Raw genomic sequence first — 11,417 nt, forward strand, 5'->3', positions numbered from 1 at the left:
CGGTCCGGGCCGGATCGGCGTGGCGGCGTCAGGCGGTGGGCGCTGTGACGGACTGGTCCAGCTGGGCCAGCTCGACCGCCTCGGTGCGGGTGGTGTGCAGGTCGTCGATCTGACCCAGGGTCCTGTCCTTGGTCTCCCCGGCCGTCAGGGCGGTGACCACGGCGATCAGGCAGGCGCCGGTGACGAACCCGGCGACGCCCAGCCAGTTGTGCCCCTCCGCCCCGGCCAGGGAGCCGGCCAGGACCGTGGCGAAGCCCCCGGAGACGGCGGAGAGCCAGAACGGCCGGTCCCGGGTCCACCACGGGGGTCGGTGCGGCTACGGCAGGTCCCGCACGGCTCGTCCCATGCGGGTCACCGCCTCGGTGAGGATCTCCTGCGAGGTGGCGAAGTTCAACCGCACGTGTCCGGCCCCGCCGGTGCCGAAGACGTGTCCGGAGCTCAGGGCGACCCGGGAGCGGTCGAGGAACATCCGGGCGGTTGCGGCCATGTCCGAGACGACGGCGAGCCCCTCGGGGCCCTCGTCGGACTCCAAGCCCAGCCGGCGGCAGTCCAGCCACGCCAGATAAGTGCCTTGCGGCGGGGTGTACCGCACACCCGGCAGGTGCTGTGCCAGCAGGCGGGTGAGCAGCGCCCGGTTGGCGTCCAGGCCTTCGAGGAGCGCGTCCAGCCACGCCTCCCCCGCAGCGAAGGCAGCGGTGTGGGCGATGATCCCGAGGTGACTGGGCCCGTGACCGACCTCCTCGGGCATGCGCTGCAGGTCCGCAGCGGCCTCCGGGCCGGCAATGGCCAAGGCGGCCTTGAGACCGGCGAGATTCCACCCCTTGGAGGCCGACATCAGCGCGAACGCGTCCTCGGCACCGGGCACGCTCAGATACGGGGTGAATCGGGCCCCGGGCAGCACCAGGGGCGCGTGGATCTCGTCGGAGACCACCCGCACTCCGTGCCGGCGGGCCAGCTCGGCCACCGCGGCCAGCTCCTGAGCGGTGTGCACGGTCCCGGTCGGATTGTGCGGGTTGCTCAGCAGGTAGGCGACCCTGCCCCCGCGCGCCCCCGCTCGCCGGAACGTTGCCTCCAGGACGTCCAGATCGAGCCGCAGATCCTCGCCCAGCGGCGCTTCCACGACCCGGCGGGCGTCGTGGGAGACGAAGGCGTAGAAGGGGGCGTAGACCGGGGAGTTCACCACGACCGCGTCCCCCGGATCGGTCAGCAGGCGCAGCACGTCGACCACCCCCATCATCACGTCCGGCACGAGCGCGGTGCGCTCCACGGCGATCCCGTCCCACTGCCATCGCCTCGTCGCGAAGGCGCTCAGCGCCTCGGCGTAGGCGGTGCCGGCCGGGTATCCGGTGTCACCGAGGTCGATGGCCTCGTGCACGGCCCGGGCCACCGCCGGAGCGAGGAAGACGTCCATCTCGGCCACCCACAGCGGCAGCACGTCCTCGGGGTGGGCCCGCCACTTGCTGCTGGTGCGCCGGCGCAGCTGATCCAGCGTCAGTGTCTCCAGTGGATTCGACAGCTTTTCCATCATCACGGAACCTTTCTGGCCATCGGATCGACCGTACGCGGCCGGCGACCGTCCGAGTCACAACTCCAGTGCTGAGCGCCTACGATGCCACAGCCTGCCGTGCGTGCCGGTCCCCGCGACCGGTGCTCGTCCAGCGACACCGGGCCGGCAGCGTTGACCAACATGAAGGGTGTCGCTGAAGCCATCACTGGGAGCTGTCCAGCTCCCGCTTCTCACGGTGAGAAAATGACCTCGACCGATGCCGAATCCACAGCGGCAGGTGCCAGCGTGGCCGCGCCGCCACTGAGGGCGGGCTGCGACGCCGAGGGAGCAGAGTTCGTTCCATCGCGGGCGGCATTTTCCTGATCAATGACTCCAAGTCACGCGTTCCAGGACGCCACAGCTCCCGCGGGTACCTCTTGTACAACGCAGTTCACCTCATTCGAGGTCGATCCAGCTCCAGAACCATCTCGATGACATTGCGAGCAGGTCCACCGCTGACCGGCCATATGTACAGCGGTTCCCCGCCGCTGGCGGGAGTACCCCGCGCCCCGGGAGGATGGGCAGATGAGCACTTCTGATCAGCTGCGCCCGCCGCTTCCGCCCTTCACCCACGAGAGCGCCCTCGCCAAGGTCCAGGCCGCCGAAGACGCCTGGAACAGCCGTGACCCCGAGCGCGTCGCCGGCGCCTACTCCCTCGACACCGAGTGGCGCAACCGCGACCAGCGCCTCCGCGGGCGAGCGGAGGTCGTCGCCTTCCTCACCGACAAGTGGGACCACGAGCTCGACTACCGCCTGCGCAAGAACCTCTGGTCCTTCACCGACAACCGGATCTCAGTGCGGTTCCAGTACGAGTGGCACGACAGCGACGGGCAGTGGTGGCGCTCCTACGGCAACGAACTGTGGGAATTCGACGCACTCGGCTACATGCGCCGCCGCGAGGCCTCCATCAATGACGTCGCCATTGACGAGTCCGACCTGCGCGTCACCCCCAGCGAGGGCGAGCTCCCTGTCTGGTGACGACGGCGGAAGTCCCTCCCCTGCCAGCCACAGCAGCTAGGGATGGCCAACCTTGTGGCTGGCCCTTCCTGGTTCCGAGGAACGACGTGTCTTCCGCCGATGCCGCTGGCCCCGAAACACCGTTTGAACATTGCCGGGCTGGTCGTCGACGGCGGGAGACCGAGCTGCAGGGTCGCTGCCCGATTCCAGGTCTTGTCACCGACCATGCCCGTTCGCACAATCTGCGTCACCCGACGATGCCCGCAGGGGAATCTCAACTGCATCATCATTCCCGCGGGCAATGTCCGGGAGCACCGCAGCCACCCTGATGCTCACCGAGGGCTGGGACTTGAACGTCGTCGCCCAGCCGCTGGGTCACTCTGCGGTGACCACCACCTCCGAGTACCTCGACGAGCTGCCCGGAGAGCTGTCGGTGGCGGTCAGCCCCCACCCCTGATTCCGGTGGATCCGTCTGAGTTCGCTACACCGTTGCCGTGGGGGGCTTGCTCTGCTCCTATGAGCGTCATGACGGCTACCACATGAGATCACGCCTCGAATAGCCATTCGCGTGTGATGTTGATTACTATGTCTCCACCATTTGCGGAGCTGCTCGTGGGAGCAACTCCGGCTCCCTTGGGCGACCGTTGTTCTGAGGGAGTCTGATGTCCATCACCTTTGAGCCCGTGCCCCTGACAGATCGACGGCTCTTCGAGGCCCGGGTCGGTGAAGCCGTGGTCGCCCTGCATCACGAGGGCCACGATTCGGAGAGAATCTGCCAGGAAGCGACGCGGATCGGTCAGCGGTACCTCTGGGTGGACACCCGCACGGTGGCCAACGCCCTGGTGGACGCCTTGGGCCCGGGTTGGGGCGCCATCTACCTGCATTGGCTGTGGAGCCAGGACGACGACTCCTGACCCATTGTTCCCCGGTGACAGCATCCCCGTGAGGAGGGTGCAAGCACCGTCAGCACGCCCATCAGGACAGGGCCCGCCCCCGGACGGGGCAACCTCACGAGGAAGGCCCCCACGGGCTGCGATCACGCGACCGAGGGCGCCGTAGTGCGTGACCGCCACCAGGGCGCGCTGGATCCGGGCGCTGACCAGCACGACCCGCGGGGCGGTACCAGAGACACCGGCCTTCACGAGCTGTTCGACAGGGCGGCAGAACTGGTCCGGCTCCCCCGTGGAAACGGTGCCTGTGTACGGGTGAGCCGGGCGAGGGACCGGGTGCCCACCATACTGCGCGCAGGACCGGCCCCCTTTCAGGACCTGGTCGACAAAGACCGGGAAGTGTCCCGAGACGGGTCTGTTGGAGGCTTTCACTCCATAGAGGAATGAGGGGCATGGCAACGCCGAGAACATACCCGTAGGAACTATGTGAGCGTGCGACCCGGATGGCGGTCGAGGCGCGACGGGACCGGCGACGATGGTCGGTGCGCTGGCGCGTATCGGGCAGCAGCCGGGGATCAATGCCGATACCTCGCGGAACTGGTTGAGACAGGCCGAGGTCGAGGAGGGATACCGCCCGGGATCACCACCGATGACACCCCGCGGCCGGCGGAGCTGGTAAAAGAAGTACGAAAGTGACGCTGGGCCAACCCCAACTGCAATCTCGTTCTCGTGGAGCGGCTGAACACCGGCCATATGTAAAGCGAGAGGCGCCGAGCCGCTCCGGTAGCCGTTGTCACGAAAAGTTCAGTAGCTGTTCGTGCAGTCCTTGGCGTGCGACTGGACCAGTGGCCGAGCTTGGCTGGTCACGGTTGCTCGGGGGTGACCGGGAAGCGTTGCTGGTAGGCCGGGAGCAGGGCGGGGTAGTAGTCGCGCTCGAAGTCGATCGCGGCGACGTCCCCGCCCGTCTCGGCCGCCACCAGTCGGTCCAGGTAGTAGTCCCAGCCGGGGCCGATGCTGTGCGCCCACTCCGGTTTCGGCAGGATCTGGCCGAAGTGCAGCGTCGTGCCGGAACCGTCCTCGGTGAGCCGGATCTCCACCCTCCAGTCGTGGTCCTGTCCGTCCAGGCCCTCGCTGCGGGCGCGCGTGCGCAGCAACCGCGGAGGCTCGCAGGCCTCGATGTGGTGTTCTTCCTCCGGCATGCCGTCCTCGGCGGTCATCCGGAAGGTGACACTGCCGGAGGCCGGGTCACCGCGCCAGGTGCCGATCCAGCGCCCGAGGCGTTCGGAGTCCGTGACGGCGGCCCACACGTCCTCGATGGGGGCGTTGAAGTGGCGGGTGAGCACGATCCAGTCACCGTCCTGGCGGGTCTCGGGCCGGCCGGTGGCCTGTGGTGTCGTCATCCTGCGCCCTTCCTCTCGGTGCGGATCGGCCGGGCAGCGGTCCGGTCGCGGGTGGCCCGGCGGACCTCGAGGTCGAGTCCGTCCAGGACGTGCTCCGGGACCCGTGGTGTGCGGGCGCTGAGCTCGCCGAGCAGGGCGGCCACCGGTTCCAGGGCGGCGGGCACCAGCCTGTAGTGGCGTTCCCGCCCCTGCGTGAGCCCGGCGACGAGGCCCGCGTCGCCGAGCACCTTCAAATGCCTGCTGACCGCGGGACGGCTGATGTCGTGATCGGCCGCGAGGTCGACCACCCGAGCGGGCCCCTCGGCCAGGCGCCGCAGCAGAGCCCGCCGCACCGGGTCCCCCAGGGCCATGAACACGTCCACGACTCTTATGGTAACCAGTCAGTTACCAATCCGCCAGATGTCGCGGGAGGCTGCTGCGGGGCATGCCCCAAGGCGGCAACAGCACCGGCGACCACGGCGGGGCCCTTGTGGGTGATCGGGGATGGAGATGTCCCCTGGCTCCTGCGGCACGGCGTCACGGCTCCGGCCCGAGTCAACAACACCCTGGACTCGTGCGCCTGGCACACCGGACGGCAGGCGTGTTCCACAGGCCAACCCCTACTGCAACGCGGTAGGCCAAGGAGCCAAGCGAACCGGGGGCAGGCCCGTCAACGGCGCACCCGATAGCGCAGGTGAAGCACCCTGTTGCCCTGAATCACCACGTCGGGATCCTCCAGCAGGTGCTGTGCGCGGACCGACCCGAAGTAGCGCTTGCCGGACCCGAACACGACGGGTACGACGTCCATGCGCACCTCCTCGACCAGGCCCGCGGCAAACACCTGGCCACCGACCTCGCCGGCGGCGACCTCGACGATGCGCTCACCGGCGAGCTCCTGCGCCGTGGCCACGGCTGCCTCGACGCCATCGACGAAGTGGAACGGCGCCTCGGGGTCCCACCCCTCGGGCGCCGGCCGGTGGGTCACGACCACCACGTGCTCGATCCCGCCCGGAGGCTTCCCGTCCCAGCCCTCCGTCATGTCGAAGACGTGGCGGCCGACGACGGTGGCCCCGATCCGGTCCCAGTACGGCTTGGTGTAGTCGTAGGACTCCTGCGACACCTTCAACGCCCCGCTCTCGTCCAACGGCACGTCACCGCTGAGCAACCAGTCGAACAGTGGCCCGGGCTGGTCGTTCTCGTCGGCGATGAAGCCGTCCACCGACACCGAGCTGTACATCACCACCGTGCCCACGGGCCCTCCTCTGCTTCCGGGGTTGGCCCCAAACTAGCGTGCCGCCAGCTGTCGCTCTAGTACGAAACTAATCGGCCGGCCGCGGCCGGCTGTCCAGCACCTGGCCGCGATGTTCGCGCAGGGACCCCTTACTGCACCATCTGTACCCAGCTCACGCGTCGGCGGTGAGCACCTGCGGGTAGGTCCGGCCGGCTCATCAGCGGATCGACCAGCCACAGGGCTCTCAAAGCGCAGGGAAGTGGGCGACGTATCGGCGCTGCCAGGCAGTCTCGACCGCCCGGGGGTCGTAGTACTGGCGGACGTAGGCCACTGCCGCATCGGCGGGCACGCCATCCAGCACCGCCACGCAAGCCAATGCGGTGCCGGTCCTCCCCCTCCCACCACCACACGCGATCTCCACCCGTTCCGCGCCCGCTCGGCCCCACGCTTCGATCAGCGCCTCACGCGCGTCGCTACGGTCGGTGGGCAACCAGAAGTCCGGCCAGCGAACCCACCGGGCATCCCAAGGTATGGAGGGCGGCTGTGCGCTGAGGAGATAGACCCCGAAGTCCGGGAGGTCACCGTCAGGCAGCGGGTGGCGCAGGCCGCGGCCGCGAATAAGCCGCCCTGACGGCAGAGCAAGCACTCCAGGATCCGGACCCCATACGCTCACGAGATCGAAATTACCAGTGGCGAGGCACAATACCCGCGCCGGTCACCGAACCTCCACCGCGGCACAACCCACCGCTAATCCGCCATATGTAAGGCATCGCTAGGTTTGCTTGTCTTTCCCTCTGCCTCCCGGTCGGGACCCATCCCGCCACGCTCGACCATCGCCCCGGAGATCCGGGGGCGCATTGGCGACGCGGCCTGTCCCACCGTGCCCCCTGGTGTCAACGACGTCGCATTTGCTCAGTGTTCGCCCGTCGTCGACACCTGGTGATTCGTTCCTTTTCGGGGCAGTGCGACAGGAATCCTAGGTGTCTCCACGGCCTCGTCCCGTATCGGCGCAGGACCTTCAGCAGCCGTGGAGGCCGGCGGAAGTTCAGCGTTCGAGCGTCCAGCGCGGGGTGACCCCGTAGGCGGCGCGGTAGGCGCCGGCGAAGCGGCCCGGGTGGGGAAAGCCCCATCTGATCGCGATCGCTCTGACCGTGTCCCCAGACGTGGGATCGCCATTGACAAGGTCCTCGTGGGCGCCGGCCAGCCGCACCCGCCGCAGATCCTGGGCCGGGGTCAGGCCCAGGGGGTGGTGGGCCCGGAAGGCCCGCAGCAGGGTGGTCGTGGTGGTGTTGGCAGCGCGGGCGACGTCCTCGACGGTGATGGGCCGTTGGGCGTTGTCGTCGAGGAACGCCACGGCGATCCGATAGCGGCGGGCCTGGGCGGCCATCGACAGGGACCGGATCTCACGGTCTCCGGTGAGCGGGAAGCACTCCAGCATGCCCACCGCCAGACGACGGGTGAGGTCCGTGCGCACCAACGGTTCCTCCAGGAGTGCGGCGGCCTCGGCGGCCCAGCCGACCAGCCCGGACCAGTAGTGTCCCAGGGCCGGGCTGGCCGGGCGGGAGGAGACGAAGGCCACCGGTGTGTGCTCGAGGCCGTAGACCGTGTCGGCTACCTGCTGCAGCACGGCCGCGGTGAGGTAGACGTTGGTGGCCTCCAAGGCCCTGGCCACGACCAGGGCCGGGTGTCCGGGACGGAACAGGACCGGCTCCTCCAGCCCGGACCCCTGCTCGTCGGAGGTCGACCAGTCGTAGCGGGCCCCACGCACCTGGACCACGCCGAAGACCTCGGTGTCGCCCCAGGTCGAGAACTCACCACCCATGGACAGCCGGGCCACGCTCACGTGCTCGTCCCCGTCCCGGGTCTCCCGGTAGGAGAAGCCGGGCCCGGCCGGATCGAAGGAGAACCGCACCCCGAGCTGGGCGAACAGCTCCGTCACGGCCTCCGGCTCGCTGGCGGTGGCCTCGTGGTGGACCGGCCGGCTGCTCATCGGCTCTCCCCTCCTCGGCCCGCCCCGCAGTGTTGCCGGTCTCCCCGCGGGCAGCGCGTGCTCTCCCGCCCCCGGGCCGTGATCACCGGCATCCGTGACGGCCACTGCGCCGGGAACCCCCTCCGGGAGCACGCCGGTGGATATGTTCGTGCCAGTTTAGGCGCGCACCAGCCCCCAGCAGGGGCCTCAGCAGTCAGCGGAGCATCACCGATGCCCCGCTGACAAGGCCCAACCGGGCCCCCCTTCAGGGCGGGGGCAGGTGCGGAGGCGCGTTCAGGTGTGCAGGGTGGCCGAGGGCGCCTGCCCGTAGCGGTCGCGGTAGGCGGCGGCGAACCGACCGGCATGGGCGAACCCCCAGCGGGCGGCGATCACCGCCACGCTCACCCCCGTCGCGGGATCAGCGGCCACCAGCTCGGCGTGGACGGCCTCCAGCCGCCTCATCCGCAGATACCCCAGGGGCGTGGTCCCCTGCTCACGCCGAAAGGCCGCTTGCAATCCCCGGGGGCTCATCCGGGCGGCTGCGGCGATCTCGACGATCCCGATCGGCTCCCCCAGGTGGGCCTCGATGAACGCCACCGCCCGCCGCACCCCCCTGGAACCGGGCCGGGGTTCCGGGGCGGGGGCCCGGAGGCGCTCCAGGAACGAGTTCGGGAAGGAGTGCAGCAGAGCGGTGACCAGAGACCGAGTCATCTCTGCTTGCAGCAACGGGTTGCTCATGACCTCATCACCAGACTGCAAGCTCCGGCTCAGATGGGTGACGCCGGTCGACCAGTACCGGCCCAGGGCCGGACTCACCGGGCCGGCCCCGGTGAACTCCAGGCGCAACGTCTCGGACCCCGACAGGGCCCGGGCCTGGTCCTGGACCACCGCAGCGTCCAGGGACAGCGACAGGATGTCGAGACCCTCCCACCAGCTGAGGTAAGGACCCCGGGGCAACAAGAACGGGCCCTGGCACGCCAGGACGTCCCGGCCACTGGAAATGTTGACCGACCCTCCCAGCACCTGCCCGACCCGCAGCACCTCGGGGTGCTCCCCGACCCCGCCCGCCGGGGTTCCTTGCCAGCACACCCGTTCCAGGCTCACCGGCCCGACCCCGGCCGTGGACACGCGCATGGAGAAGTCCTCGTCCGATCCCCGGCGCGCCCCCTGGACGGCATAGATCTGCTCCAGCACTGCCAGGCCCTCAGCCCGGTCACGGGTGTCAAACACCGACCGGCGCACCTTCTCCCCCATGCCCTCGAAGTTACGCGCCACCATCGGTTCCGTCGATGCCCCAACCCCAGCATGAGGAACCCCCACGACCGGCTCATTGCCAAGGCAGCGACATCACCTCTCTCCCGTGATGCGGCCGCCGCACGACGCAATGAACTCCTACTGCAAAGCGCCCTCGTGAAAGTGGCCGGTAGCTGGCCATATGTAAAGTGCGGCTTGGCGGTCTAGGTCCTCCCTGCATCAACCGGTGTCCTTCTCCACCGCTCGGATGTCCCCCGTCGCTGCGGGTAGCCCACCGGTTGTTTCAACCTGTCTGCGCCCGTCCTCGGCACAGCGCCCAGGGCACCCATAGGGTGGGCTCAGAGCACCGATGGCATGCCCGCCGCAGGCTGAGGAGAACCGATGAGCCGTGATCTGCCGTCCGCTGTTGATGCCCTGGTCGTCGGTGGTGGTGTCGCCGGCTTGTCTGCGGCGACCTGGCTGGGCCGGTATCAGCGCTCCACCCTGGTGATCGACGCCGGGCAGCACCGCAGCCGCTCCACCGACCACACCCACGGCCTGCTGGGCCGGGACCCCATCAGCCCGCACACGCTACTGTCAGAGGCCCGCGCCGGGCTGGATCAGTACCCCCACGTGATCGTCCACGACGGAACGGTGACCGCCCTGGAACGCACCCAGGACGGCGGGTTCTTGGCCACCGTCGACAGCATGGAGATCACTGCCCAGCGGATCGTGCTGGCCACCGGGGTGCGGGATCAGTTCCCGCGGATCGCCGGCTTCGAGGACCACTACGGCACGGATGTGTACCACTGCCCGTCCTGCGATGGATTCGAGGTCCGGGGTCAGGCGGTGATCGTGCTGGGCACCGGAAGTCACCTGCCCGCCTATGCCTCGGAGATGCTGGATTGGGCCGACACCGTGCGGGTCGTCACCGACACCACCGACCGGGCCTTCGCCGAGAATCAGCGCGCGGCTCTGCATGGGCACGGGATCGAGGTCGTGGACGGCGTGGCCGAAGCTCTGCTCGGGGCTCCAGGGGCGTTGGAGGGCCTCCGGCTGGCCGACGGGAGCCTGGTGGAGGGCACCACGGTGTTCTTCTCCTACGCCCACCACCCCACCAACGGCCTCGCCGCCCAGCTGGGGTGCGAGCTCGACGACGAGGGGCACGTCGTCGTCAACGTGTGCCAGCTCAGCAGTGTTGAAGGGGTCTATGCGGCCGGGGACCTCGCCCCGGGCCTGCAACTTGTGCCCATTGCCATGGCCCAGGGCGTCGCCGCCGGAGTCGCCTGTGCCACCTCCCTGCATGGTCACGGCACCACCGACCAGGCGCCCGATTCGGCCCCACCCACCCAGCAGTTCACCACCGAATGATCACCGGCAGTCACCGGTGAAGCGACCCACAGCGCTGAGGCCGGCCGCAGTCAGTCCCGAGGCAAGGAGTCCAGGACGATGGGGCTCACTTCACTGCCTCGGTTCCGACTTGTCGTGTCCGGGTGGCTGCAGCAGCCGGGCCAGCACCGGCAACCGGACCAGCTCTGCGGTCACGGTCAGTCTGATCGACCCGAGACCGTCCCCGGGGTGATGCACGCCCAGGTACACCCGGCTCCAGCCTGCCGTCACGGCGAAGCACAGGCCCAGGAGAATCCCTGCCACCCGTGTCACCACCCCTCGAGGCCAGCAGAACACCAGGACCACAGCGCACGCGATCCCGGCACCGATCGCCGCGTGGGCGCTGGGAAAGCTGTGCGGACCGACCTCCTGCAACTGCCCGAATAAGGCAACACCCCGGGGGCGGCGGGGCCGTTCCACCACCACCTTCATCCCAGCGGTGACCACCCAACCCGGTACCAGCAGGGACACGAAGACCACGGCACGCCGCGAGGTGCGGTCATGAACCCACAACACGGTCCCGGCCAAGACCAACCACCCGATGGCCACCGGCACCGACAACCCGTAGCGCACCACCACAGCGGACACGGCCGTGGTGCTGGGCCACAGACAGCCAGTTCCAGTCCGAGTCCCCCGGGGAGGTGTCCCGGGCGGCGTACTTGCGGAAGTTCCGCAGGATGTGCGGCTCGATCTGCTCGCTCGTCGACCCCCGGAGCCGGAAAAGGTTGGTGTGCAGGTCCCGATCGGCCACCGAATGGCCACGTTGATCCGCAGCACCCCGCCGGGGGGCTGCCAGTCGTTGTGGGTCGGGGCCGTGATCAGC

General features: G+C 69.2%; 13 protein-coding genes. 4 read left to right on the forward strand and 9 right to left on the reverse strand.

Annotation, left to right across the window (positions count from 1 at the left end; genetic code table 11):
* Positions 1-28: 28 nt before the first annotated feature.
* Both ACYVM4_RS17960 and ACYVM4_RS17965 read right to left on the reverse strand, forming a co-directional pair.
* Positions 29-160: a hypothetical protein gene (locus ACYVM4_RS17960; RefSeq protein ID WP_460669419.1), complete on the reverse strand. Its 132-nt coding sequence runs from the start codon at positions 158-160 to the stop codon at positions 29-31.
* Positions 161-316: 156 nt separating this feature from the next.
* Positions 317-1,528 carry a MalY/PatB family protein gene (locus tag ACYVM4_RS17965; protein WP_368819894.1) on the reverse strand — a complete coding sequence of 404 codons (1,212 nt, stop codon included), beginning with the start codon at positions 1,526-1,528 and terminating at the stop codon, positions 317-319.
* A gap of 543 nt (positions 1,529-2,071) precedes the next feature.
* Between ACYVM4_RS17965 and ACYVM4_RS17970 the strand changes: the two genes are divergently transcribed.
* From ACYVM4_RS17970 to ACYVM4_RS17980, 3 genes are all read left to right on the forward strand, one after another.
* Positions 2,072-2,524 carry a nuclear transport factor 2 family protein gene (locus ACYVM4_RS17970; RefSeq protein ID WP_460669420.1) on the forward strand — a complete coding sequence of 151 codons (453 nt, stop codon included), beginning with the start codon at positions 2,072-2,074 and terminating at the stop codon, positions 2,522-2,524.
* Between the two features lie 280 nt (positions 2,525-2,804).
* Positions 2,805-2,960, forward strand: coding sequence for a hypothetical protein (locus ACYVM4_RS17975; protein WP_460669421.1), 156 nt, complete (start codon positions 2,805-2,807; stop codon positions 2,958-2,960).
* 205 nt (positions 2,961-3,165) lie between these two features.
* Positions 3,166-3,417, forward strand: coding sequence for a hypothetical protein (locus tag ACYVM4_RS17980; protein ID WP_460669422.1), 252 nt, complete (start codon positions 3,166-3,168; stop codon positions 3,415-3,417).
* An 839-nt stretch (positions 3,418-4,256) separates the two neighbouring features.
* Here the strand turns inward: ACYVM4_RS17980 and ACYVM4_RS17985 are convergent.
* From ACYVM4_RS17985 to ACYVM4_RS18005, 5 genes are all read right to left on the reverse strand, one after another.
* Positions 4,257-4,793, reverse strand: a complete 537-nt coding sequence (locus tag ACYVM4_RS17985; RefSeq protein WP_460669423.1) for an SRPBCC family protein — start codon at positions 4,791-4,793, stop codon at positions 4,257-4,259.
* Complete coding sequence (locus ACYVM4_RS17990) at positions 4,790-5,155, reverse strand: ArsR/SmtB family transcription factor (protein ID WP_460669424.1); 366 nt, start codon at positions 5,153-5,155, stop codon at positions 4,790-4,792. The genes ACYVM4_RS17985 and ACYVM4_RS17990 overlap by 4 nt, the downstream gene beginning before the upstream one ends.
* A gap of 287 nt (positions 5,156-5,442) precedes the next feature.
* A complete protein-coding gene (locus ACYVM4_RS17995; RefSeq protein WP_368819900.1) occupies positions 5,443-6,024 on the reverse strand; it encodes a dihydrofolate reductase family protein in 582 nt (193 codons plus the stop codon).
* A gap of 1,024 nt (positions 6,025-7,048) precedes the next feature.
* The gene (locus ACYVM4_RS18000) at positions 7,049-7,993 is read right to left on the reverse strand and encodes a helix-turn-helix transcriptional regulator (RefSeq protein ID WP_460669425.1); all 945 of its coding nucleotides are present in this window, start codon (positions 7,991-7,993) and stop codon (positions 7,049-7,051) included.
* A gap of 273 nt (positions 7,994-8,266) precedes the next feature.
* Positions 8,267-9,250 carry a helix-turn-helix transcriptional regulator gene (locus ACYVM4_RS18005; protein ID WP_368819903.1) on the reverse strand — a complete coding sequence of 328 codons (984 nt, stop codon included), beginning with the start codon at positions 9,248-9,250 and terminating at the stop codon, positions 8,267-8,269.
* Positions 9,251-9,607: 357 nt separating this feature from the next.
* Here ACYVM4_RS18005 and ACYVM4_RS18010 point away from each other — a divergent pair, with 357 nt between their 5' ends.
* Positions 9,608-10,576 carry an NAD(P)/FAD-dependent oxidoreductase gene (locus ACYVM4_RS18010; protein WP_460669426.1) on the forward strand — a complete coding sequence of 323 codons (969 nt, stop codon included), beginning with the start codon at positions 9,608-9,610 and terminating at the stop codon, positions 10,574-10,576.
* Between the two features lie 90 nt (positions 10,577-10,666).
* Here ACYVM4_RS18010 and ACYVM4_RS18015 read toward each other — a convergent pair whose 3' ends face one another.
* On the reverse strand, positions 10,667-11,182 hold the full coding sequence (locus ACYVM4_RS18015) for a phosphatase PAP2 family protein (RefSeq protein ID WP_460669427.1): 516 nt from the start codon (positions 11,180-11,182) through the stop codon (positions 10,667-10,669).
* A complete protein-coding gene (locus tag ACYVM4_RS18020; RefSeq protein WP_460669428.1) occupies positions 11,094-11,345 on the reverse strand; it encodes an FRG domain-containing protein in 252 nt (83 codons plus the stop codon). The genes ACYVM4_RS18015 and ACYVM4_RS18020 overlap by 89 nt, the downstream gene beginning before the upstream one ends.
* Between the last annotated feature and the right edge of the window lie 72 nt (positions 11,346-11,417).

It is taken from the genome of Kocuria himachalensis, from assembly GCF_054784195.1.